21 protein-coding genes are annotated in these 21,750 nt (G+C 70.3%); 11 read left to right on the top strand and 10 right to left on the bottom strand.

Annotation, left to right across the window (positions count from 1 at the left end):
- Positions 1-45 precede the first annotated feature (45 nt).
- The 9 genes from nosZ to ACFPMG_RS01855 all read left to right on the top strand — a co-directional run bounded on the left by nosZ (position 46) and on the right by ACFPMG_RS01855 (position 8,811).
- Positions 46-1,989: a TAT-dependent nitrous-oxide reductase gene (gene nosZ / locus ACFPMG_RS01895; RefSeq protein ID WP_376993556.1), complete on the top strand. Its 1,944-nt coding sequence runs from the start codon at positions 46-48 to the stop codon at positions 1,987-1,989.
- Between the two features lie 140 nt (positions 1,990-2,129).
- Complete coding sequence (locus ACFPMG_RS01890) at positions 2,130-3,497, top strand: nitrous oxide reductase family maturation protein NosD (RefSeq protein ID WP_376993555.1); 1,368 nt, start codon at positions 2,130-2,132, stop codon at positions 3,495-3,497.
- The gene (locus ACFPMG_RS01885) at positions 3,494-4,363 is read left to right on the top strand and encodes an ABC transporter ATP-binding protein (RefSeq protein WP_376993554.1); all 870 of its coding nucleotides are present in this window, start codon (positions 3,494-3,496) and stop codon (positions 4,361-4,363) included. The genes ACFPMG_RS01890 and ACFPMG_RS01885 overlap by 4 nt, the downstream gene beginning before the upstream one ends.
- Positions 4,360-5,190, top strand: a complete 831-nt coding sequence (locus ACFPMG_RS01880; RefSeq protein WP_376993553.1) for an ABC transporter permease — start codon at positions 4,360-4,362, stop codon at positions 5,188-5,190. The genes ACFPMG_RS01885 and ACFPMG_RS01880 overlap by 4 nt, the downstream gene beginning before the upstream one ends.
- A complete protein-coding gene (locus tag ACFPMG_RS01875; protein ID WP_376993552.1) occupies positions 5,190-5,789 on the top strand; it encodes a nitrous oxide reductase accessory protein NosL in 600 nt (199 codons plus the stop codon). The genes ACFPMG_RS01880 and ACFPMG_RS01875 overlap by 1 nt, the downstream gene beginning before the upstream one ends.
- The gene (locus ACFPMG_RS01870; protein ID WP_376993551.1) at positions 5,786-6,772 is read left to right on the top strand and encodes an FAD:protein FMN transferase; all 987 of its coding nucleotides are present in this window, start codon (positions 5,786-5,788) and stop codon (positions 6,770-6,772) included. The genes ACFPMG_RS01875 and ACFPMG_RS01870 overlap by 4 nt, the downstream gene beginning before the upstream one ends.
- Positions 6,773-6,799: 27 nt before the next feature.
- The gene (locus tag ACFPMG_RS01865; protein WP_376993550.1) at positions 6,800-6,997 is read left to right on the top strand and encodes a twin-arginine translocase TatA/TatE family subunit; all 198 of its coding nucleotides are present in this window, start codon (positions 6,800-6,802) and stop codon (positions 6,995-6,997) included.
- Between the two features lie 22 nt (positions 6,998-7,019).
- On the top strand, positions 7,020-7,736 hold the full coding sequence (locus tag ACFPMG_RS01860) for a cyclic nucleotide-binding domain-containing protein (protein ID WP_376993549.1): 717 nt from the start codon (positions 7,020-7,022) through the stop codon (positions 7,734-7,736).
- Positions 7,737-7,764: 28 nt separating this feature from the next.
- A complete protein-coding gene (locus ACFPMG_RS01855; protein WP_376993548.1) occupies positions 7,765-8,811 on the top strand; it encodes an NnrS family protein in 1,047 nt (348 codons plus the stop codon).
- Positions 8,812-8,984: 173 nt separating this feature from the next.
- On the opposite strand, the gene ACFPMG_RS01850 is transcribed toward ACFPMG_RS01855, so the two are convergent.
- From ACFPMG_RS01850 to ACFPMG_RS01830, 5 genes are all read right to left on the bottom strand, one after another.
- Complete coding sequence (locus ACFPMG_RS01850) at positions 8,985-9,353, bottom strand: c-type cytochrome (protein WP_376993547.1); 369 nt, start codon at positions 9,351-9,353, stop codon at positions 8,985-8,987.
- An 83-nt stretch (positions 9,354-9,436) separates the two neighbouring features.
- Entirely contained in the window at positions 9,437-10,345 is a 909-nt protein-coding gene (gene ubiV, locus ACFPMG_RS01845) for a ubiquinone anaerobic biosynthesis protein UbiV (protein ID WP_376993546.1), read from the bottom strand.
- A 12-nt stretch (positions 10,346-10,357) separates the two neighbouring features.
- Positions 10,358-11,356: a ubiquinone anaerobic biosynthesis protein UbiU gene (gene ubiU / locus ACFPMG_RS01840; RefSeq protein WP_376993545.1), complete on the bottom strand. Its 999-nt coding sequence runs from the start codon at positions 11,354-11,356 to the stop codon at positions 10,358-10,360.
- A gap of 4 nt (positions 11,357-11,360) precedes the next feature.
- Positions 11,361-12,002: a ubiquinone anaerobic biosynthesis accessory factor UbiT gene (gene ubiT, locus ACFPMG_RS01835; RefSeq protein WP_376993544.1), complete on the bottom strand. Its 642-nt coding sequence runs from the start codon at positions 12,000-12,002 to the stop codon at positions 11,361-11,363.
- A gap of 131 nt (positions 12,003-12,133) precedes the next feature.
- On the bottom strand, positions 12,134-12,646 hold the full coding sequence (locus ACFPMG_RS01830; protein WP_376993543.1) for a DUF2249 domain-containing protein: 513 nt from the start codon (positions 12,644-12,646) through the stop codon (positions 12,134-12,136).
- Between the two features lie 207 nt (positions 12,647-12,853).
- Between ACFPMG_RS01830 and ACFPMG_RS01825 the strand changes: the two genes are divergently transcribed.
- Complete coding sequence (locus ACFPMG_RS01825; RefSeq protein WP_376993542.1) at positions 12,854-13,579, top strand: Crp/Fnr family transcriptional regulator; 726 nt, start codon at positions 12,854-12,856, stop codon at positions 13,577-13,579.
- 71 nt (positions 13,580-13,650) lie between these two features.
- A complete protein-coding gene (locus ACFPMG_RS01820) occupies positions 13,651-13,887 on the top strand; it encodes a DUF1858 domain-containing protein (protein WP_376993541.1) in 237 nt (78 codons plus the stop codon).
- 29 nt (positions 13,888-13,916) lie between these two features.
- Here the strand turns inward: ACFPMG_RS01820 and ACFPMG_RS01815 are convergent, their stop codons facing one another.
- The 5 genes from ACFPMG_RS01815 to ACFPMG_RS01795 all read right to left on the bottom strand — a co-directional run bounded on the left by ACFPMG_RS01815 (position 13,917) and on the right by ACFPMG_RS01795 (position 21,633).
- Positions 13,917-15,593 carry an ABC transporter ATP-binding protein gene (locus ACFPMG_RS01815; protein WP_376993540.1) on the bottom strand — a complete coding sequence of 559 codons (1,677 nt, stop codon included), beginning with the start codon at positions 15,591-15,593 and terminating at the stop codon, positions 13,917-13,919.
- A 41-nt stretch (positions 15,594-15,634) separates the two neighbouring features.
- Complete coding sequence (fhuB, locus tag ACFPMG_RS01810; protein WP_376993539.1) at positions 15,635-17,623, bottom strand: Fe(3+)-hydroxamate ABC transporter permease FhuB; 1,989 nt, start codon at positions 17,621-17,623, stop codon at positions 15,635-15,637.
- Positions 17,616-18,512: an iron-siderophore ABC transporter substrate-binding protein gene (locus ACFPMG_RS01805; protein ID WP_376993570.1), complete on the bottom strand. Its 897-nt coding sequence runs from the start codon at positions 18,510-18,512 to the stop codon at positions 17,616-17,618. The genes fhuB and ACFPMG_RS01805 overlap by 8 nt, the downstream gene beginning before the upstream one ends.
- Positions 18,509-19,303 carry an ABC transporter ATP-binding protein gene (locus ACFPMG_RS01800; RefSeq protein WP_376993538.1) on the bottom strand — a complete coding sequence of 265 codons (795 nt, stop codon included), beginning with the start codon at positions 19,301-19,303 and terminating at the stop codon, positions 18,509-18,511. The genes ACFPMG_RS01805 and ACFPMG_RS01800 overlap by 4 nt, the downstream gene beginning before the upstream one ends.
- A gap of 176 nt (positions 19,304-19,479) precedes the next feature.
- On the bottom strand, positions 19,480-21,633 hold the full coding sequence (locus ACFPMG_RS01795) for a TonB-dependent siderophore receptor (RefSeq protein ID WP_376993537.1): 2,154 nt from the start codon (positions 21,631-21,633) through the stop codon (positions 19,480-19,482).
- Positions 21,634-21,750 lie beyond the last annotated feature (117 nt).

The following is a 21,750-nucleotide window of genomic DNA, read 5'->3' as shown; positions in this document are numbered from 1 at the left end:
GGTCGAAACAAGAGCCCCGTAAGGGGACATCGAAGGAGTTCACCCATGTCGGACACAAAAGCGTCGAACATCAAGGTTGAGCGGACGGGCGTGAACCGCCGCGATCTTCTCGGGGGCACCGCCAAGGCGGCGGCGCTGGCCGGAATCGCCGGTGCGGTGGCCGGCGGCACGGCGGGCGGTGCGCTGTTCGGCGCCGGGCCGGCCGCGGCCGCGGGGGCGAGCAACCAGAAGTACGAGGTCAAGCCGGGCGATCTCGACGAATATTACGTCTTCCATTCCGGCGGCCAGTCGGGTGAGCTGCGCATCCTCGGCCTGCCCAGCATGCGCGAGCTGCACCGCATCCCAGTGTTCAACCGCTGCAGCGCCTCCGGCTGGGGCCTGACCAACGAGAGCCGCAAGATCCTGACCGAGGGTCTGACCGAGGAGAACCGGAAGTATCTGGCCAACCACGGCGGCACCTGGCTGAACGGCGACCTGCACCACCCGCACATGTCCTTCACCGATGGCACCTACGACGGGCGCTACATCTTCGTGAACGACAAGGCGAACACCCGCGTCGCCCGCATCCGCTGCGACATCATGAAGGTCGATAAGATCATCGACATTCCGAACGTCTCGGCGATCCACGGACTGCGCCTGCAGAAGTACCCGCGCACCGGCTACGTCTTCGCAAACGCCGAGCAGCTCGTGCCGATGCCGAACGACGGCAAGAACCTCGACCCGAAGAACTACCGGACGCACTTCTCCGCCATCGACGGCGACAGCATGAAAGTGTCGTGGCAGGTCCGGGTGGACGGCAACCTCGACAACACCGAGGCGGACTACCAGGGCAAATACGCCTTCTCGACCTGCTACAACTCCGAAGGCGGCGTGACCACCGCGGAGATGACGGCGAACGAGCAGGACTGGATCGTCGTCTTCAACATCAAGCGCATCGAAGAGGCGGTGAAGGCCGGCAAGGTCGAGGTGATGCACGGCGTCCCGGTGGTGGACGGCCGCCACGGCTCGCCCTTCACCCGTTACATCCCGATCCCCAACAGCCCGCACGGCGTCAACGCGGCGCCGGACGGCATCCACGTCACCATCAACGGCAAGCTGTCGCCGACGGTGTCGGTGATGGACGTCCGCCTGCTCGACGACCTGTTCGAGGACAAGATCAAGCCGCGGGACGTCATCGTGGCAGAGCCGCAGCTGGGCCTCGGGCCTCTGCACACAGCCTATGACGGGCGCGGCAACGGCTACACCACGCTGTTCCTCGACAGCCAGATCGTGAAGTGGAACATCGACAAGGCCAAGCGCGCCTACAAGGGCGAGAAGGTCGATCCGATCATCCAGAAGCTGGACGTGCACTACCAGCCGGGCCACACCCACTCCTCCATGGGCCAGACCAAGGACGCCGACGGCAAGTGGCTGATGGTGCTGAACAAGTTCTCCAAGGACCGCTTCCTCAACGTCGGTCCGAGCAAGCCGGAGAACGACCAGCTCATCGACATCTCGGGCGACGAGATGAAGCTGGTGCACGACGGCCCGACCTACGCCGAGCCGCACGACACGCTGATCGTCCACCGTTCCAAGCTGAACCCGAAGAGCGTCTTCACCCGCGACGACCCGATGTGGGAGGAGGCCCGCCAGCAGGCCAAGAAGGACGGCGTCAACCTGGACGACGACGCCAAGGTGATCCGCGAGGGCAACAAGGTCCGCGTCTACATGTGGCAGCGCGCTCCGGCCTACGGGCTTGAGGAGTTCACGGTCAAGCAGGGTGACGAGGTGACGCTCTACATCTCCAACATGGACGATGTGGACGATCTGACCCACGGCTTCACCCTGTCGAACCACGGCATCGCCATGGAGATCGGGCCGCAGCAGACCAGCTCGGTCACCTTCATCGCCGAGCGTCCGGGTGTGCACTGGTACTATTGCCAGTGGTTCTGCCACGCCCTGCACATGGAGATGGGCGGCCGCATGATCGTCGAGCCGCGCGCGACCTGAGGCACCCGCCGCTTGCCCCCACCCTAACCCTCCCCCGCTGAGCGGGGGAGGGGATTTCGGCCCTCCCCTGCGAAGCGGGGGAGGGAGGGACCCGCGAAGCGGGAGGGTGGGGGCAACAGCCCTGGACCAGGACTTACAAGATGCCCCACCACTCTCCACTCCCCCTCCTCGCCGTGGCGCTCGTCTTCGCCGCCGGGACGGCCTGCGCCGCCACGGTGACGGTGGCGCCGGGCGGGCTGGACGGCGCGCTCGCCGCGGCGATGCCTGGCGACACGCTCGTCCTCGCCCCCGGCACGCACCCCGGCCCCGTCGTGGTCCGCAAGCCGGTCACGCTGCTCGGCGAGCCGGGGGCCGTCATCGACGGGGGAGGGGCGGGGAACGCCGTGACGGTCTTCGCCCCCGACGTGACCGTGCGGAACGTCGAGGTCCGCAATTCCGGCATCAGCCTGTCCGAGCAGAACACCGGAATCTTCCTGGGCAAGGAGGCGCACCGCGGTGTGATCGAGGGCAACCGGCTGCGCGACAACCTGATCGGTATCTATGTCTGGGGCGCCCATGACGTGATGGTCCAGCGCAACGACGTCGTCGGGCGCACCGACCTGCGCCTGTCCGAACGCGGCAACGGCATCCAGCTGTGGAACGCGCCGGGCACGCAGGTGGTGGACAACCGCGTCCAGGACGGGCGCGACGGCATCTTCACCACGACGTCGAAGAAGAACCTGTTCGCCCGCAACCGGTTCGAGCGGGTGCGCTTCGCCGTCCATTACATGTACACGAACGAGTCCGAGGTGTCGGACAACCTGTCGGTCGGCAACCATGTCGGCTACGCGATCATGTATTCCAACAACCTGGTGATCCGGAACAACCGCTCGCAGGGCGACCGGGAACATGGGCTGCTGCTGAACTACGCCAACAGCGCGCTCATCGAGGGCAACGTGATCGACGGCCATCTGTCGCCCGAGCAGGCGGCGCCGGTGGAGGTGGTGGCCGACAAGGACATGCCGGTGGCGACCGACGGCCCGGTGGAGGGCCAGCGCACCGGCACCTGGAAATGCGTCTTCATCTACAACGCCAACAAGAACCGTTTCACCGGCAACCGGTTCGAGGGCTGCGAGATCGGCGTGCACTTCACCGCCGGGTCGGAACGCAACACGCTGACCGGCAACGCCTTCATCGGCAACCGCACCCAGGTCAAGTATGTCGGGACGCGTCACCTCGACTGGTCGGAGAAGGGGCGCGGCAACTATTGGTCCGACAACGCCGCCTTCGACCTGAACGGCGACGGCGTCGCCGACGAGGCCTACCGTCCCAACGACGTCGTCGACCGCGTGATGTGGGCCTATCCGGCGGCAAAGCTGCTGATGAACAGCCCCGGCGTGCAGGTGATCCGCTGGGCGCAGAAGCAGTTCCCGGCGCTGCACCCCGGCGGCGTGATCGACAGCGCCCCTCTGATGAACCCGCCGCCGTCTTCGGCACGGCCTCAAACGGCGGAAAGGAACGCCCAATGACCGACACACCGACCATCCGTGTGGAGGGAGTCTCCAAGCGCTACGGCGACGCATTCGCCGTGCGCGAGGTGGATCTGGACCTCGCCGCCGGAGAATGCGTGGCCATGGTCGGCCACAACGGCGCCGGCAAGAGCTCGCTGATCAAGCTGATGCTCGGGCTGACCACGCCGACCGCCGGCGGCATCCGCGTGCTGGGCGGCGACCCGGCGAGCGCGGCCGCCTCGCACATCCGCCGGCAGGTCGGCTTCCTGCCCGAAAGCGTCGCCTTCCACCCCAGCATGACCGGGCGCGAGACGCTGGACTTCTACGCCCGGCTGAAGCGGGTTTCGCGCGATGGCAACGACGCGCTGTTCGAGCGGGTGGGGCTGGAGCCCGCCGCGGTGAAGCGCCGTGTCGGCACCTATTCGAAGGGCATGCGGCAGCGGCTGGCGCTGGCCCAGGCGCTGCTCGGCGGGCCGAAGGTGCTGTTCCTGGACGAACCGACGACCGGCCTCGACCCGGCGCTGCGCCAGAGCTTCTACGAGATCGTGCGGGACCTGCGCGACGCCGGCACCACCGTCCTGCTGTGCAGCCACGCCCTGACCGAACTAGAGGGGCAGGCCGACCGCGTCGTGGTGATGAACCGCGGGCGCAAGGTCGCCGACGGCTCGCTCGCCACGCTGCGCGGGCTGGCCCAGCTGCCGGTGCGCATCCGCCTGACCCTGCCGTCCGGCGAGGTGGTGGAGACGACCTGCGCCAACGACGACAAGGTGGCGACGCTCCGCCAGATCGCCTGTGAAGGGCCGGAGCTTGCCGACATCGAGGTCGTCCAGCCGAGCCTGGACGAGATGTACGCCCACTTCCAGCGCCGGGAGGCTGCGGAATGAACACGCTTCTGACGATCGCCGCCAAGGAGGTGCGCGACGGCCTGCGCAACCGCTGGGTCGTCGCCACCACGTTGCTGATGGCGGCGCTGGCGCTGACGCTGAGCTTCCTGGGCGCCGCCCCGACCGGCACGGTCGGCGTCGGCCGGGTGGAGGTGACCATCGTCAGCCTGTCCAGCCTGACCATCTTCCTGCTGCCGCTGATCGCGCTGCTGCTGTCCTTCGACGCGGTGGTGGGCGAGATCGACCGCGGCACCATGACGCTGCTGCTGTCCTACCCGGTGGCGCGCTGGCAGGTGCTGATCGGCAAGTTCCTCGGCCACGCCGCGATCATCGCCTTCGCCACCGTGCTGGGCTACGGCGCCGCCGGAGTGGCGCTGGCGATGGGCGGAACCGAGATCGGTCCGGAGAGCTGGCGCGCCTTCGCCGCGATGATCGGATCGAGCGTCCTGCTGGGTGCGGCCTTCACAGCCATGGGCTACCTCGCCTCCACGCTGGTCCGCGACCGCGGCACGGCGGCGGGCATCGCGGTGGCGATCTGGCTGGTGCTGGTCCTGCTCTACGACATGGCGCTTTTGGGGCTGCTGGTGGCCGACGGCGGGAAGACGGTGAACGCCGGCCTGCTGAACGGGTTGCTGCTCGCCAACCCGGCGGACGCCTTCCGCCTCTTCAATCTGACCGGTTTCAAGAGCGTCAGCCAGTTCGCCGGCACCGCCGGGCTGGCCGCGCAGGTGCAGGTGTCGGCCTCCGTCCTGCTGGCCGTGCTGGCCGGCTGGGTCGCCGCACCGCTGGCGCTGGCCGCCGTCCTCTTTTCCAGAAGGCAGATCTGATGAACACCTCCCTGAGAGCCACGCTGCTGGCCGTCGGCCTGCTGCTGCCGCTGTCCGCCTGCCAGCAGCAGAAGGCGGAGACCGCCCCGCCGCCGCCCGTCGCCATCACCGCCGACGCGATCGGCCATTACTGCGGCATGAATCTCGCCGACCATCCCGGCCCGAAGGGGCAGATCCTGGTCGGCGGGCGCGACCGCCCGGTCTGGCTGTCCTCGGTCCGCGACACCTTCGCCTTCACCATGCTGCCGGAGGAGGAGAAGGACGTCCGCGCCATCTACGTGACCGACGTCGCGCAAGCGGCCGATCCGCGCAAGCCCGACCTGACCGTCTGGATCGAGGCGCGCAAGGCCTGGTACGTGGTGGGCAGCCGCCAGCGCGGCGGCATGGGCGAGGCCGAGCCCTTCCCCTTCGGCGACGAGGCCGCCGCCCGTCGCTTCGCCGCCGACAACGGCGGTCGGATCAAGCGCTTCGCCGAGGTGACCGAGGACGAGATCCTGCATCCCACGCTTCCCTCCGAACAGACCGCAGCGGACGAGCCGGCGGAGCAGGGCGGCAATCATGGTGGCGGCCACGGCGCCGGGCATGGAGGCACGCCATGACCACCCGCCGCCGCTTTCTCGGCATCGCCGCGACGGCCGCCGGGCTGGCGCTGCTGCCCGGCGGCCTCCGCGCGGCGGGCGTGCCGGTGCGGACGTGGCGCGGGGTCGCGCTGGGGGCGGATTCCGTCCTCCAGCTGGCGCACCCGGACCCCGCCGAGGCCGACCGGCTGATCGCCCTGTGTCTGGAGGAGGTCGCGAGGCTGGAGCGGGTCTTCAGCCTCTACCAAACGGATTCGGCGCTGGCCCGCCTGAACCGCGACGGCGTTCTCGACGCGCCGCCCGCCGATCTGGTCCGGCTGCTGTCCGAGGCCGCGGCCTTCAGTCGCCGCACCGACGGCGCTTTCGACCCGACCGTGCAGCCGCTGTGGCAGCTCTACGCCGGCCATTTCGCCCGCCCCGGCGCCGATCCCGCCGGCCCGCCGGAGGCCGTCCTCCGCGCGGCCAGGGATTTGGTCGATCACCGCAAGCTTCGCGTCGAACCGGGCCGCGTCGCTTTCGCCGGGCGCGGCATGGCGGTGACGCTGAACGGCATCGCCCAGGGCTACGTCACCGACCGCGTGTCCGAACGGCTGCGGGCGGAGGGCATGACCGACGTGCTGGTCGACCTGGGCGAAATCCGCGCGCTCGGCCACCATCCCTCGGGCCGCCCCTGGTCGGTCGGCCTCGCCGATCCGCTCGTGGACGGCCGCAACGCCGGCACGCTGGAGATCGCGGACCGGGCGGTGGCGACCTCCGGTGGTTACGGCACGCCCTTCGACCCCGCCGGGCGCTTCACCCATCTGTTCGACCCGGCGACGGGCGGCTGCGCACAGGAATGGCTGGCGGTCACGGTGCTCGCCCCCGACGCCACCACCGCCGACGCCCTGTCCACCGCCCTGTCGGTCGCGCCGGAAGCGCGGGCCGCCGTCCTCCTCGACCGTTTTCCGGGCACCGCCGCCCGCCTCACCCGCCACGACGGCAGCGTCCTCGCGCTGCGCGCCTGACCGTCCTTCATCCAGGAGACCATCGTCATGGGAAGTTTCAGCCTGATGCATTGGGCCATCGTCCTGCTGCTCGTCCTGCTGCTGTTCGGGGCGGGCAAGCTGCCCAAGGTCATGGGCGACCTCGCCAAGGGCGTGAAGTCCTTCAAGGCCGGCCTGAAGGACGATGAGTCCGACGCCGCCCCGATTTTCGTTGAGGCGTCGCGCAAGCCCGCCTCCGAAGCCTGACCGCGACACCAGAGCCGGGACGATGAGACAGGGCGCCCTGACGCTGATGCGCGACCTCCCGCTGTTCGAGGGAGTCGCCGACGAGACCTTGGAGGCGCTGACCTACGGGGCGCTTCTCCAGTGGTTCCCGCGCGAGACACGGCTGTTCGCGGAAGGCGAGATCCCCGACTTCCTGCACATTCTCGTCGAGGGCACGGCGATGCTGGCCGGCTGCGACGAGGTGGGGCAGGAGACGGTGATCGACATCGTGCGCCCCGGCGACTGCTTCGTGCCGGCGGCGGTCCTGGCCGACGCGCCGTACCTGATGTCGGCACGGACGCTGGAATCGTCGCGGATTCTGATGCTGGCCGCTCCCGTTCTGCGCGCGCAGGTCGCCCGCGACCACGCGCTGGCGCTGCGGGTGATGAGCACGCTGGTCGGGCAGTGCCGCGGTCTGGTGCGCGAGGTCAAGAATCTGAAGCTGCGCACGACGACCCAGCGGCTCGCCGCCTTCATCCTGTCGCAGGTCGATCCGTCGCCTCAGGACGAGGCGGAGGACGGCGCGACGGTCGAATTGCCGGTCAGCAAGCGCGTGCTGGCCAGCCGCCTCGGCATGACGCCGGAACAGCTGTCGCGCACCTTCACCAAGCTCTCCCCGCACCAGTTGCACGTCATCGGCAACACCGTCCGGGTCCGGTCGGTCGAGCAGCTTCGGCGGCACTGCAACGTCGGCCATCCCAACGGTCATCACACCTCATGATCCGGCCAAGGCGGAGCGGGGCCTGACGGTGCCGTTCCGTCCCTTCTTCTTGCTGACCGCCCTGGACGCGCTGCTGGCGGTGGGGCTGTGGGTGCCGGCGCTCCTGGGCTGGAACGTCTCCAACGTGATCGCCGACCTGCCGGGGTGGCACGGGCGGGCGCTGCTGTTCGGCACTCTGCCGGCGATGATGGCGGGATTCCTGCGCACCGCCCTGCCGCGCTGGACCGCGCGGCCGCTGGTCGGCGGGCGCCTCTGGCCGCTCCTCGTGCCGCTCTGGCTGGCGGGACGGGCGCTGTCGCCCTGGGTGGTCCCCGCGCACGCGCCGTTCCTCGCCGCGCTGGCCCTTCTCGTGACCGCACCGGTCGCCGCCGCACGGGACCGGCGCAACGCCGTCGTCGCGGCCCTGGTCGGCGCGCTGGCCGGGGCGGCGCTGTGCGACGCCGTCCCGTCCGCCCTGGCGCTGTCGCTCGGGCTGGTCATGGTGCTGGGCGGGCGCATCGCGCCGAGCCTGACCGCCACCCACCTGGGGCTGTCCAGCAAGGCGGCGCTGTTCACCGAGTGTCCCTGGTTCGAGCGCGCCGCCGCCTTGGCCGCCGCCTGCGCGCTGGCCGGCTGGCTGGGCGAACCGGATTCGGGAACGACGGCCGCCGCAAGCCTTCTCGCCGCGCTGATGCAGACGGCCCGGCTGCTGCAATGGCGGGGCTGGCGGACGCTCGACCGGCCATCGGTCCTCGCCGTGCACGCAGCCTACGCCTGCGTCCCGCTGGGTTTCGCCGCCGTGGCGGCGTCGCCCAGCATGGCGGTCCATCTCTGGACGGTCGGGGCGCTCGGGCTGATGGGCTTCGCGGTGATGTCGAGCATGATCCGCAAGCACGCCGGCAACGCCTTCGGGCGGTCGGCGGTGGTGACGGGCTGCTACGCGCTCACCGCGCTCGCCGTTGCCTTGCGGGCGGGTGCCGCGGCGGCGGGAGAGGAGCGCTCCCTGTGGCTGCTGGCCGCGGCCGGCGCCTGGAGCGCGGCGGCGATCCTGTTCCTGGCCGCCTTCGGCCACCTTCTCGTCCGCGGCCGCCCTTGAAAGGAAAAAAGCCCACCGGCGGAGAGCCGATGGGCTTGAAAGGGGCAGAAAAACGGGAGGGTACTCGTCCAGCGGGGACGCAATCGATCAACGATTGTGCGGTTATCCTAGCGGCGGCTTGCCCTCCCATCCTTGACGGCGGTCAAGCCGCCAAGGAAAACGCGACGATGTCGTCAGCTGTTCTTTTTCAGAAAGGCGATCAAGTCCTTGCGGGCCTGCTCGTTCTTCACGCCGGCGAAGGCCATCTTGTTGCCGGGGACGGCGCTCTTCGGGTCCGCCAGATAGGCGTCGAGCGTCGCCTCGTCCCAGGCCCCGGCGTTCTTCATGGCGTCAGAATACTTGTAGGCTTCGACGGAGCCGGCCTTGCGGCCGACGACACCGTGCAGGTTGGGGCCGACGCGGTTCGGGCCGCCGGCCTCGATGGTGTGGCAGGCCTTGCACTGGTTGAACACCTTCGCGCCGGCATCGGCGTCCTGCGCGGCGGCAAGGCCGGGGGACGACGCGACCAGCCCGAAGGCGAGCAGGGCAAACATGCGCTTCATAGGGGTTTCCTCTTTAAGCGGACTCAAAAGTCAGCCGGGCCGCGCGGGAGCGACGGTCCGACGGACATCGGATGGCGGGCGCGTCAGGCGGCCGGGGCGTCGGCGTAGGCCGCACCCGCCATGTTGTGGAAGAAGCCGTTCTCCAGCGGGACGGCGGTCATGCCGCGCAGCTCCGCCATCACGTCCTGTCCGCTGCGCTCGCCGTCCAGAACGGCGCGGAAGGCCGTGGCAACGGCGACCATGTCGAGGTCCTGCGGCGACAGGCGGAAGCGCCGGATGCCCATCGCCCGCAGCCGGTCGATCTCCGCCGCCAGCGCCAGATAGCCGTGCGACAGCGTCTGCGTGCCGTTGACCGACAGGAAGGGCTGGCCGTCGACGGTGCTGACCGGCATGCCGTCCGGGTCGTTGGCGCAGACGAACTGGCAGCCGTCCTTGTGCAGCGCGTGCGCCCGCGCGTGGTAGCAGCGGGCGGAGATGGCGAGCGGCGCCCGCCCGAACACCTGCACCTCCATGGACAGGCCGAGCGCCGCCCCCGTCTTCGCCATCACAGCGATCGAGGCGGCGGGAAGCTCCGCCGGCAGCGACACCGCGACGGCGCCACGCCCGGCCAGCCAAGCCAGGGTCGCCTCGTTGTAGCTGTTGATGAAGGGGCCGACGGCGTGGCGGCGTCCCTCCAGCAGGGCCAGCGCGCCCATGTCGTTGGCCTCCACCGGCAGCAGGTCGCTCTCCAGGAGGTCGCGCATCGCCGCGCGCTCGCGGTCGCTGCCGACCAGGATCGGGCTGGCGAGCCAGACCTCCTTCCCGGCGGCGGCCAGACGGGCGATCACCTCGTCCATGACCGGGGCGAGGAAGGGGGCGCGCTTGGAGCAGACGATCTCGCCGACGACGACGGCGTCGACCGGCGCCTCGTCGGCGATGCGGGCGTAGAAATCGCGCCAGCGCTCCGCCGGCCAGTTGAACAGGACGGGGCCAAGGGTCAGGGTGGGTTTCATGAACGCAACTCCTCAGCGCCACGCGCGGGTGTAGGCGCCGGTGGTCTGGGCCCCGCCCTCGACCATGGCCTCCAGGTCGAGCGCCGGCACGGGCAGCCCGCGCTCGAACGCGTCCAGCGCCCGGCGGTAGGCGCCGACCACGGCGGCGATGTAGGCCTTGCCGCGCTGGCGGCCTTCGATCTTCAGGGCGCACACCTTGGCGGCCTTCAGCTCCGGCAGCAGGGCCAGCGCGTTGAGGCTGGTCGGCTCCTCGAACAGGTAGGCCGGATCGCTGGAGGTGCCGCCGCCGGGCACGAAGCGGCCCTTGCACAGCGTCGGGTAGCCCGCCGGCTCCCCGGCGCCGAAGACGTTGATGGTGAAGCCGCCGAGACGGGAGGCCAGCGCCTCGCCGCGCGGCTCGTAGCGCACATGGCTGGCCGGGGAGCAGACCCCCTGCTTGTTGGGCGACAACCCGGTCGCATAGGAGGACAGCGAGCAGCGCCCCTCTGCCATCGGGCAGAGGCCGCCGAAGACGAAGACCTCCGTCTCCACGTCGACCTCGGCGTTCAGCCGGGCGATCTCCGGCACCGTCAGCACGCGGGGCAGCACGACCCGCCGCACGCCGAAGGCCTCGCGGTAGAGCCGGATCGCCTCGGCGTTGGCGGCGGAGGCCTGAACGGACAGGTGGAGCCGCAGCTCCGGGTGGTGCTTCGCCGCGTGGTCGAGCAGGCCGAGGTCGGCGAGGATGACCGCGTCCGCCTTCAGCCGCGCGGCGTCGTCCACCGCGCGCTGCCAGGGGGCGAGGTTGCCGGCCTGGGGGTAGGTGTTGATGGCGACGAAGACCTGGACGGAGCGCGCGTGGGCGTAGGCGATGGCCTCGGCCAGCTCCGGCCGCGAGAAGTTCAGGCCGGGGAAGTTGCGCGCGTTGGTCTCGTCGCGGAAGCCCAGATAGACGGCGTCGGCGCCCGCGTCCACGGCGGCGCGCAACGCGGCGGGGTTGCCCGCCGGGCAGATCAGTTCGAAGGACCCCATGCCGTCACGCTCCCTGCCGCGGGCCGGTGAGCCGCCGCTCCAGAACGGCCATGCCCCAGCGCACCGGCGGCGGGGCGAAGCGGCGCGCCGTGGCGAGCAGGTCGAGCGCCCGCCCGGCGTTGCGCCGCGCCACGGGCAGGGCGTGCCGCAGCGGACCAGCCGCGGCGGCGACGTCGCCGAACAGGTCCATCTCCTCGCCGTCGAGCGTGTTGCGGAGCGCCAGGATCAGCGCGGTGTCGCCCTCGATGGAGAGCTCGCGGCGGAAGAACAGCGCGTCGCCGTCGATGCGCCCTTCCAGCAGGTCGAGAAGCCGCGCGCAGGGGCCGCGCACCGTGGCCTCCGCCTCGGCGTTGCGGTCGCAGACCCGCAGGGCGAGGGTGGGGCCGACGCGGAGCAGCAGGGCGGCGGGCGCGTCCACCGGGTCGATGAGCAGGCGGGCGTCGGGCAACTCGCCGAGGGCGGTGAAGGCGCGCGGGTGGCGCGCTTCCAAAATCCGCAGCAGCCGGTCGAACAGCAGGCCGCCGGCCCGGTCGCCGAGCCGCCGCGCGACCCCCAGTCCGGCCCGCGTCAGTTGGACCTCGACGTCGCGGGCACGGGTGTCCGGGGCCATCTCCTGGGCCTGAGCCATAAATCCGGGATCGCGCATACGCCTGTCTCCTTCCCTTCGGAATGGTCGTTTGGCGGGCGGAGCCCGCCGGGCTTCGGCAATACAGCCCGGTGGTCATACCATCCTTGATGACGGTCAAGCCCAAGGTCCCGAAACGCCGCCTGGGGCGATCAGCCGCACATTCCGCCGCAGCAGGAGCCGGAACGCCGGGCGACCAGACGCTCGTAGGGCAGGTGAAGCTGCCCGGCCGGCGGGATGACCCCCTGCATCAGGTCGAGCACCTGCTCCGCGGTCGTGCCGGGCGGGCAGTCGGTGATCTCGCAGACCAGCCCGCCGCCCGCCACGCCGAGCGGCGTTTCGGCGGCCACCGCGCTGGCCTGCCCGCCGCGCCCGATGCGCACCCGCAGGGAGGTCGCCGGCGCGGTCCCGGACTCGGGCCGCCCGATGCGCACCCGCCAGCGCTCCGGCCCGCGCTCCTGATAGGTCCAGCTCACCGCGTCGCCGAACAGCGCCTGGATCTGGAGGGAGAGCGGGCGCGGGTCATGGTCGTTGACCAGCACGAAGCCGCGGCCCGGCGCCAGATCCTGCGTGGCCTGGAGGATCAGCGGGTGGCGTTGGTGGGGCGGAATGGACTGGACGTCGATGACCGGCTCGGCCGCGGTGGACTGTTCGGCGATTTGCATGGGGGAGGTCCGGAGGGTTGCGATGTGATGGCAAGCCTAAAGTGCCGGTCGGGACGGCTCTTTGTTCCAGCACAAACAGCCAAACTGGGACCTTGATCGCAGGCGGGTTGCGGCGCGGCGCGCGGGCGGTCATGGTGTAAGGCAACGTTTCCGTGACGGCTTCCCGCTGGGGTGGTCGGGCGCGGCCTTTGCCGTAAGGATGGTCCGATGACGCCGCTTGCCCCCGATCCCGCCGTTCTGCGTGGCCTGCGGCTGTTCTCCGGTCTGGACGCGGCGGCCTTGGCGGAGATCGTCCGGTCCGCCCACACCCGGCGGATCGAGAAGGGAACCACCATCTTCTCCCAGGGCGACCGCGCGGCGCTGTGCCACGCGCTGATCGACGGGCGGGTCAAGATCGTCCAGACCGGGGCCGACGGGCAGCAGCTGGTGGTCCGCTACATCGGCGCGGGGGAGATGTTCGGCACGGCGGCGGTGTTCTCGGGCGGCATCTACCCGGCCGACGCGCTCGCCATGGTCGATTGCGTCGGCGTCCACTGGACGGCCGCCACGATGGGCGAGCTGATGGAGCGCTACCCCCGCATCGCGCTGAACGCCCTGGACGTCGTCGGCCGCCGCCTGCAGGAGGTGCAGACCCGCCTGCGCGAGCTGTCCACCGAGCGGGTCGAGCGGCGCGTCGCCCACGCGCTCCTGCGGCTGGTCCGTCAGGCCGGCCGCCGGGTTGGGAATGGCGTCGAGATCGACTTTCCGCTGTCCCGCCAGGACATCGCGGAGATGACCGGCACCACGCTGCACACGGTGAGCCGCATCCTCAGCGGCTGGGAGGGGCAGGGGATCGTCGGGAGCGGGCGCCAGCAGGTGACGATCCGCCAGCCCCACGCCCTGGTCGCCATCGCCGAGGACCTGCCCAGGCCGGAGAGGCCGGAGGAGAAATAACCGGGGCGGAGCCTTCGTTCCGTTTGCGCGGGCGCAAAGAGACGCGCGTTCCGGTGTGCCAGAGTGACGGGATGATCGCCCCGCCATCACACTCCACCACCACGGCCTTGCCCTCGTCCTCTGATCTTGTCGAGGATGTGCTGGAGCGCTGGCCACCGACCCTTTCCGTCTTCCTCAAGCACCGGATGGCCTGTCCCGGCTGCCCGATGGCGCGTTTCCAGACCATCGCCGAGGTGGCGGACGACTATGGCCTGGACACCGAAGCCCTTCTCGACGAATTCGTCCAAGCCATCGCCGCCGAGGGCTGAGGCCGCCGCGCGAGGAGCTTGCGGCGCGATCAGCCGCGCGCCGCCAGCTCCTCGTGGGTGATCCTCTGAAGCCCGCCCTCGGTGCCGACGACATAGACCTCGTCGGCGTTGCGGATGGTCGCCAGACGGTGGGCGATGACCAGGGTGGTCCGCCCCTCCGCCAGCTCCATCAGCGACTTCTGGATCTCCCGCTCGGTCTGGGTGTCGAGCGCGGAGGTCGCCTCGTCGAGGATCAGGATCGGCGGGTTCTTCAGGAACATGCGGGCGATGGTCAGGCGCTGCTTCTGCCCGCCGGACAGCTTCACGCCGCGCTCTCCGATGATCGTGTCGAGCCCCTCCGGCAGGGAGGCGATCAGCCCGTCGAGATGCGCCCGCCGCGCCGCCTCCATGATCTCCGCGTCGCCGGCGCCGAGACGGCCGTAGGCGATGTTCTCGCGGATCGTGCCGCCGAACAGGAATACGTCCTGCTGGACGATGCCGATCTGCCGGCGCAGCGAGGCCAGCGTCATGGCGCGGATGTCCAGCCCGTCGATGGTGATGCGTCCCGCCATGACCTCGTAGAAGCGTGGCAGCAGCGAGCAGATCGTCGTCTTGCCGGCACCCGACGGCCCGACGAAGGCGACGGTCGAGCCGGCCCTGATCGACAGGTCGACGCCCTTCAGCACCGGGCGCGCCGGGTCGTAGCCGAAGGACACGCCCTCGTAGCGGATGTCGCCCTTCAGCGCCGGGGCCGCGACGGCGCCGGGCGCGTCGGCGATGTCCGGCTGGGTGTCGAGGAGCTGGGTATAGCGGCGGAAGCCGGCGATGCCGCGGGGGTAGGTCTCGATGACCGCGTTGATCTTCTCGATCGGGCGGAAGAAGGTGTTGACCAGCAGCAGGAAGGCGAAGAACCCGCCCTGGGTCAGCTCGCCCACCAGCACGAAATGGGCGCCGGTCAGCATGACGACGATCAGGATCAGCCGCATGCTCATGTAGCTGAGCGTCGTCGAGGCCGCCATGATCTTGTAGGCGGCGAGCTTGGTGGTGCGGTAGCGGTCGTTGTCCTCGGCGAACAGCTTGCGCTCGTGGTCTTCGTTGGTGAAGGCCTGGACGACGCGCATGCCGCCGACATTCTCCTCGATGCGGACGTTGAAGTCGCCGACGCGGGAATAGAGCGCCTGCCAGTTCTTCGTCATCCGCCCGCCGTAGCGGCTGGTCACGAAGGCGATCACCGGCACGATGGCCGCGGTGATCAGCGCCAGCGGCAGATGCACCACGGCCATGAGTGTGAAGGCGCCGACGAAGGTCATCACCGCGATCAGCAGATCCTCGGGACCGTGGTGCGCCACCTCGCCGATCTCGTCCAGGTCGCGGGTGACCCGCCCGACGAGATGGCCCGTCTTGTTGTTGTCGTAGAAGCTGAAGGAGAGCTTCTGCAGATGGTCGAAGCTCTTGCGGCGCATCTCCGTCTCGATGTTCACGCCGAGCATGTGGCCCCAATAGGTCACGATGGCCATCAGGCCGCCGTTCGCCATGTAGATCGCCAGCAGCGCCACCGTGGCGGCGACGATCAGCGGCCAGTCCTGGGTCGGCAGGAGCTGGTCGACGAAGGCGCGCACGGCCATCGGGAATCCCAGCTCCAGCAGGCCCGACAGGACGGCGCACACGATGTCGAGCACCAGCAGGCCGGTGAAGGGACGGTAGTAGGAGAGGAAACGGCGGAGCATGGCTCTTCTCATTGCGGAACGGCGGAAAGGGGCAGGCGGCGTCAATGGCTGCGGGCGTCGGAGCGGCCGAGCAGCCAGACCAGATAGGGGCCGGCGAGCAGCGCGGCGAACAGGCCGAGCGGCAATTGATAAGGGAAGGCGACGGTGCGGGCCAGCCAATCCGACACCACCATCAGCCCGGCGCCGATCAGGACGGCCCCGATACCCTGGTTAAGTGGGCGGCCCAGCCCGGCCAGCCGGGCGAGATGCGGCGCGATCAGGCCGATGAAGCTCAGCGGCCCGACGAACAGCGCCGCCGCCGCGGTCAGCAGCCCGGCCAGCAGCACCAGCAGGACGCGGCAGCGCCGCACCGGCAACCCGACGGACCGCGCCGTCACGTCGCCCAGCGGCAGGATCTCCAACCACTTGGCGGTCAGTGGTAGGGTTGCCAGCAGAAGCACCGCCACACCGGCGCAGAACCAGGCGTCGCCCGGGCCGGCCTCGTTGGTCGATCCGCTCAGCCAGCGCAGCAGGGCGAAGGCCTGCGGCGTGCCGGTGGCGATGACCGCGGTCAGCACGGCGCTGCACAGGGCGCTCATGGCGATGCCGGCCAGCAGGAGCCGCTCCGGCCCGAAGCCGGCGCGCAGCGACAGGGCCAACATGGCGGCCAGCGTCAGCACCGCCCCCGCCGCCGATGCGGCGAGCTGCACGCCGAAGCCGGGTGCTGCGACGAGGAACAGCGCGGCGGTCAGCCCGACCCCCGCCCCGGTGCCGACGCCGAGGATTTCCGGGCTGGCCAGCGGGTTGGCGGTCACCCGCTGCAACAGCATCCCGGCGGCAGCCAGCATCGCCCCGGACGCCGCCGCGACCGCCACGCGGGGGCCGCGCCAGCCCAGCAGCGTGTCGAGCAGCGGGCCGGTGGACAGCGTCCAGCCGCCCGGCCCATAACCGACCGTGAGGGCGAGGCCCACGGCAACGGCGCCGAGGACGGCGAACAGGGCGATCAGCCGGTAAGGGTGCGGGCTGCGGCGCGACGGCGCGGGACGGCTGTTCAGCGACGGCCATTCGAACATGCGCAGGCGCGGCAGCAGCCACAGCAGCAGCGGGCCGCCGAGCAGCGCCGTCGCCGCCCCGGTCGGCACCCGCTCCCCGTCCACCCCGGCCAGAAGCTGCACCAGCCCGTCGGTCAGCCAGAGCAGGAGCGCGCCGATCAGCGGGGCGGCGACCAGCCTCTGGCCCTGGGTGCGCGCGCCGCTCAGATGCGCCAGCGCCGGGGCGGCCAGACCGACGAAGCCGATCACCCCGACCTCCGCCGTCACGCTCGCCGCCAGCCAGACCGCGACCCCGATGACTCCGAAGCGCGTGGTGTTGAGGGCAATGCCGAGGCTGCGGGCGCTGGCGTCGTCCAGCCCGAGGATGGCCAGCGGGCGCATCAGCAGGAACGCGGCGCCGACGCCGATCAGCAGCCGGACGGCGATGGTCAGCGTCGGCCCCCAGCTCTGCTGCGCCAGCGCCCCGCCGCCCCAGAGGAAGATGGAAAAGAGGTATTCGCCGTTGGCGAGGATCAACGCGGCGCTGCCCATCGTTGCGGTCAGGGCGACCATCATCCCGGCCAGCACGACGGCCACCGGCTCCAGCCCGCGCCGCCACGTCATGGCGAGGATCAGCCCGACCGACGCCAGACCGCCGGCCAACGCCACCCCCTCCCGCGCGTGATCCATCACGGTCGGAGCGTAGAGCATCCCCAGCGTCAGGGCGAGCTGGGCGCCCGCCGACACGCCGAGCGTCGAGGGCTCGGCCAGCGGGTTGCGCAGAATGCGCTGGAGCAGCAGCCCGGACAGGCCGAGCGCCGCCCCGGCGACCAGTGCCACCGCGATCCGCGGCAACACGCTGTGATAGAGGATGACGCCGTCCAGCCATGCGGCGTCCGGCGGCAAAGGCATGGACGGTGCCGCGGCGTGCCCGGCGACCTGCCAAGCGGACAGCGCGGCGGCGGCCAGCGCCAGCCCGCTCCACAGCAGGATTCGGTTGACGGCCACGCGCTCAGCCATGGCGGACGGTCTCCGGCCGCAGCAGGGCGGCGGTGACGAGGCGGGCGAAGCGCAGGGCGGCCGGAAGCCCGCCGAAATGGTTCACCGGCTCGATCACGCTCACCCGCTTCTGCCGCACCATCGGCAGGGCCTGCCATAGGGCACTGTCGTCCAGCCCGCGCACCACGTCGGACGGCAGCGGCGGAACGACGACGGTGATGGCGTCCGGCATCCGGGCCAGCGCCTCGATCCCCAGCGGCGCCGCGGCGCTGTAGCTCGATTGCGAGGCCCAGGCGTTGCGCAGCCCCAGCCGCTGGAGCACCGCGCCGAACATGCTGTCGTCGCCGAAGGCGCGGACATGGCGGGCGTCGCCGAAGTTGATCGCCAGAACCGGGCGGCGGACGGTGCCGCGCAGGGAGTCGCCCAGCCGGGCGATCTCCGCGTCGGCTCCGGCGACGAAGGCGCGGGCCTCCGCCTCCCGGCCCAGCACCCGGCCGAGGGTCAGCGCCGCTTCGGTGGCGAGCGTGTAAGGCGGCACGCCCGGCTGGTAGATCGGCAGCGACAGGGTTTCCGCCACCCGCTCCAGGCTGGCCCGCTGCCCCTCATAGTAGTTGGAGGTGAGGATGAGGTCCGGCTCGGCCAGGGTCAGCGCCTCGTAGTTCGGTGTGCCGCGTAGGCCGAGGTCGATCACCGACCCCGGGACCTCCGGTTCGACGACGGTCTTGCGGAACTGGATCAATTCGGTCGCGGCGACCGGCACGATGCCCAGCGCCAGTGCCGTCTCCAGCCCTGCCCAGTCGATGGCGGCGACCCGCCGCCCCGACGCGGCGTGCCCGAGGCGGGGCAGCAGCACCGCTCCGGCGGCCAGCCCCAGCGCGTGGCGGCGCGTGATCGTCGTCCGCCCCGTCACAGCACGCAACCGATCGGCTTGCCGGTCACCGGGTGCGGGACGGTCGTCATGGCGAGACGGTAGATGGCCCCCAGCGTCTCGCCGGTCATGATGGCGTCGGGCGTGCCCTGGGCGATCAGCGCGCCGTTGCGCATCGCCAGGATCTCGTCGCAGACGCTGGCCGCCATGTTGATGTCGTGCAGCACGATGACCGCGCCGATGCCGCGCGCCCGGCTCAGCCGGCGCACCAGCCCCAGCAGCTCCACCTGGCTGGCGATGTCCAGCGCCGAGGTCGGTTCGTCGAGCAGCAGGCAGCGCGTGTCCTGGGCCAGCATCATGGCCAGCCAGACGCGCTGCCGCTCGCCGCCCGACAGGCTGTCGACCAGCCGGTCGGCGAAGGCGTCCAGGTGGGTTTCGGCGATGGCCTCCGCCACCTTGGCGGCGTCTTCTGCCCCGAAGCGGCCGAGCGCGCCGTGCCAGGGAAAGCGGCCGAGCGCCACCAGCTCCCGCACCGTCATGCCCTCGGCGGGCGGGGTGAATTGCGGCATGTAGGCGACGGTGCGCGCGAAGTCGCGGTCGCCGATCCGCGAAAGGTCCGTCCCCAGGCAGCGGATGGCGCCACCACCCGGCGGCTGCTGGCGGGCCAGCAGGCGGATCAGCGTGCTCTTGCCCGACCCGTTGGGGCCGACCAGCCCATAGATCCGTCCCTGCTCCAGCCGGAGCGACAGCCCCGAGAGGATCGCCCGTCCGGCAACGGAGAAGCTCACGCCTGCGAGGTCGTAGAGGGGTTGGGTCTGGTCCGGGCTGGTCATCGGTCTTTCTGAATGTTCCTATGAATTTCCCTCTCCCGCCCCGGGAGAGGGAAGGGGCCCGCGCAATGCGCGGGAAGGGTGAGGGTACCGCCAAGGATAGTTGATTGATCCTCGGCTTTACCCTCACCCGCCCGCTGCGCGGGCACCCTCTCCCGGGACGGGAGAGGGGATTCACGTCACCACGTCATGTTGACGGTCAGCAGAGCCGTCCGACCCTCGGCGTAGCCGCAGGAGAACTGGGTCTGGCAGCTCGCCACATACTCCTTGTCGAACAGGTTGGTGACGGCGAGATTCACGCCCCAGGCGGCGGGCTTGTAGCCGATCCGCGCGTCGAACACGGTGGCGGCGGGGACCTTCAGCGTGTTCTCGTTGTCGGCCCAGGACGAGCCGACGTAGCGCACGCCGCCGCCCACCGACACGCCGTCCAGCGCATTTTCCCGGAAGGTGTAGTCGAGGAAGGCCGAGCCCTGGACCTGCGGCACGATGTAGGGGGTCTTGCCGATAAGCGCCGGGTTGGCGTCCTTCTTGATGTCGAGGTCGAGCGCGGTGAAGGAGGCGACCGCCTTCAGGTTCGGCGTGATGTTGGCCTTGGCCTCCAGCTCGATGCCGCGCGAATTGACCTCGCCCAGCTGCGTCTCGGCGTTGAAGGGTCCGGTCACCACGTTGGTGCGCGTCAGGTCGAACAGGGCCGCGGTGAAGATGGCGTCCATCCAGGCCGGGCGGTACTTGACGCCGACCTCGTACTGCTGGCCGGTTTCCGGCTTGAACACGCCGGCCACCGCCGACGATCCCAGCACCGGGTTGAAGAAGGTCGAGGCGCTGACGTAGGGGGTGATGCCGTTGGCGAACTCGTAGGCCAGCCCGGCGCGTCCGCTGAACTTTCCGTCCTTGCCGTCATAGGCGGGCGTGCCGTCGGCGTCGGTCGAGGCGATGTCGTAGCGCCCATTCAGCGTCACCAGGAAGCCCTGGCCGAAGCGCATCTGGTCCTGGAGGTAGACGCCGAGCTGACCCATCGTCAGCTCCTGGTCGATGTAGGAGAAGCGCTGGCCCTGAGCGGCGCCGTAGACCGGGTTGGTGGCGCTGATCGGCGTGGCCGAGCCGGACGCCTGCACCTGATCCATCTTGAAATACTTGTAGTCGACACCGACCAGCGCCGTGTGGGCGACCGGTCCGGTCTGCCACTTGGATTCGAGCTGGTTGTCGATCAGGAAGGTGTTGACCTTGGTCGTGTGCTCGAAATTGATGCGCGACAACAGGTTGTCCGGATCGGTCGGCACCGCCGAGAAGCCGTTGTAGCCGAAGGGATAGACCGAGACCTCGTGGACCCGGCTGTAGCCGTAGCGGGCGTTCTGGCGGAAGGTCAGATCGTTGTCGAAGCGGTGCTCGAACTCGTAGCCGATGGAGGCCTGACGGCGCCGGAAGGTGTCGATGTCCGGCTCGGTGAAGTTGGCCTTGCGGTCGATGCGCCCGAAGGGGGCCGGCTTCACCGTGCCGACATAGGGCAGGAAGGCGCCGCCGTTGTGCGTCTCGTCGATGTCGGTGTAGTTGCTCAGCACCGTCAGCGTGCTGCGCTCGTTCGGCGACCACTTGAAACTCGGCGAGATGGTGCCGCGGAAGCCGTCCGCGAAGTCGGTGTAGCTGTCGCCGCCGGCGATGCGCCCGGTCAGCCGGTAGCTCAGCGTCGGGTCGATGGCGCCGCCGACATCAACGCCGAGATGGGCGGTGCCATGCTGGTTGATCCCTGCCTCGACCGAGCGCACCGGCGTGTCGCCGGGCCGCTTGGTGACGTAATTCACCAGACCGCCGGGGTTGCTGCCGCCGTAGAGCACGGAGGAGGCGCCGCGCAGCACCTCGATCCGCTCCAGCGTGTAGCTGTCCACGAACTGACCGCCGAAGCCGTAGCTGTAGAGCTGGAGTCCGTCCTGGTAGACGCCGGTCTGCGTCGCCTGGAAGCCGCGGATGAAGATCCAGTTGGTGTCGCTGTCCGGGCCGAAGGGCTGGCTGAAGACGCCGGGGGTGTAGCGCAGCGCCTCGTCCACCTTCTGCGCGCCGCGGTCGTCCATCTCCTCGCGCCCGATCACCGAGACGGATTGCGGGATCGCCTCCAGCGGAATGTCGGTCTTGGACCCCGTGGTCGAGCGGCCGGGCACATAGCCGCGGACCGGGCTGGTCGCGGTGTCGGCGCTCCGGCTGCCCTCGACGGTCACCGGTGCCAGGACCGCCGGGGCGGTGGCGTCCTGCGCCTGGGCGAGCGCCGGCACCAGCAGGGCAGCGAGCGCCGTACTGCTCAAAAGGAAGCGGGTCAGTGGCTTGTTGGAAATATCACTCATCGCAATCGGCCTCGGACTGTATGCGGCATCCGCGGAACGCCTTCGGACCGGCGAGTCCCGAAGCGCCCTCGTTGTTGCGAATGATTAGCATGTGCATGAAGCGGCGCGATTGAACGC

Source organism: Azospirillum himalayense (assembly GCF_042657465.1).
In the GTDB taxonomy this organism is placed as follows: domain Bacteria; phylum Pseudomonadota; class Alphaproteobacteria; order Azospirillales; family Azospirillaceae; genus Azospirillum; species Azospirillum himalayense.
Note: the sequence above shows the minus strand (reverse complement) of the source record. Positions and strands in the feature narration are given on the sequence as shown.

What these genes read in the sequence shown, in the direction of transcription:
- nosZ (WP_376993556.1), top strand. Translation starts at nt 46, where the DNA reads ATGTCGGACACAAAAGCGTCGAACATCAAGGTTGAGCGGACGGGCGTG.
- ACFPMG_RS01890 (WP_376993555.1), top strand. Translation starts at nt 2,130, where the DNA reads ATGCCCCACCACTCTCCACTCCCCCTCCTCGCCGTGGCGCTCGTCTTC.
- ACFPMG_RS01885 (WP_376993554.1), top strand. Translation starts at nt 3,494, where the DNA reads ATGACCGACACACCGACCATCCGTGTGGAGGGAGTCTCCAAGCGCTAC.
- ACFPMG_RS01880 (WP_376993553.1), top strand. Translation starts at nt 4,360, where the DNA reads ATGAACACGCTTCTGACGATCGCCGCCAAGGAGGTGCGCGACGGCCTG.
- ACFPMG_RS01875 (WP_376993552.1), top strand. Translation starts at nt 5,190, where the DNA reads ATGAACACCTCCCTGAGAGCCACGCTGCTGGCCGTCGGCCTGCTGCTG.
- ACFPMG_RS01870 (WP_376993551.1), top strand. Translation starts at nt 5,786, where the DNA reads ATGACCACCCGCCGCCGCTTTCTCGGCATCGCCGCGACGGCCGCCGGG.
- ACFPMG_RS01865 (WP_376993550.1), top strand. Translation starts at nt 6,800, where the DNA reads ATGGGAAGTTTCAGCCTGATGCATTGGGCCATCGTCCTGCTGCTCGTC.
- ACFPMG_RS01860 (WP_376993549.1), top strand. Translation starts at nt 7,020, where the DNA reads ATGAGACAGGGCGCCCTGACGCTGATGCGCGACCTCCCGCTGTTCGAG.
- ACFPMG_RS01850 (WP_376993547.1), bottom strand. Translation starts at nt 9,353, where the DNA reads ATGAAGCGCATGTTTGCCCTGCTCGCCTTCGGGCTGGTCGCGTCGTCC.
- ubiV (WP_376993546.1), bottom strand. Translation starts at nt 10,345, where the DNA reads ATGAAACCCACCCTGACCCTTGGCCCCGTCCTGTTCAACTGGCCGGCG.
- ubiU (WP_376993545.1), bottom strand. Translation starts at nt 11,356, where the DNA reads ATGGGGTCCTTCGAACTGATCTGCCCGGCGGGCAACCCCGCCGCGTTG.
- ubiT (WP_376993544.1), bottom strand. Translation starts at nt 12,002, where the DNA reads ATGCGCGATCCCGGATTTATGGCTCAGGCCCAGGAGATGGCCCCGGAC.
- ACFPMG_RS01830 (WP_376993543.1), bottom strand. Translation starts at nt 12,646, where the DNA reads ATGCAAATCGCCGAACAGTCCACCGCGGCCGAGCCGGTCATCGACGTC.
- ACFPMG_RS01825 (WP_376993542.1), top strand. Translation starts at nt 12,854, where the DNA reads ATGACGCCGCTTGCCCCCGATCCCGCCGTTCTGCGTGGCCTGCGGCTG.
- ACFPMG_RS01820 (WP_376993541.1), top strand. Translation starts at nt 13,651, where the DNA reads ATGATCGCCCCGCCATCACACTCCACCACCACGGCCTTGCCCTCGTCC.
- ACFPMG_RS01815 (WP_376993540.1), bottom strand. Translation starts at nt 15,593, where the DNA reads ATGCTCCGCCGTTTCCTCTCCTACTACCGTCCCTTCACCGGCCTGCTG.
- fhuB (WP_376993539.1), bottom strand. Translation starts at nt 17,623, where the DNA reads ATGGCTGAGCGCGTGGCCGTCAACCGAATCCTGCTGTGGAGCGGGCTG.
- ACFPMG_RS01800 (WP_376993538.1), bottom strand. Translation starts at nt 19,303, where the DNA reads ATGACCAGCCCGGACCAGACCCAACCCCTCTACGACCTCGCAGGCGTG.
- ACFPMG_RS01795 (WP_376993537.1), bottom strand. Translation starts at nt 21,633, where the DNA reads ATGAGTGATATTTCCAACAAGCCACTGACCCGCTTCCTTTTGAGCAGT.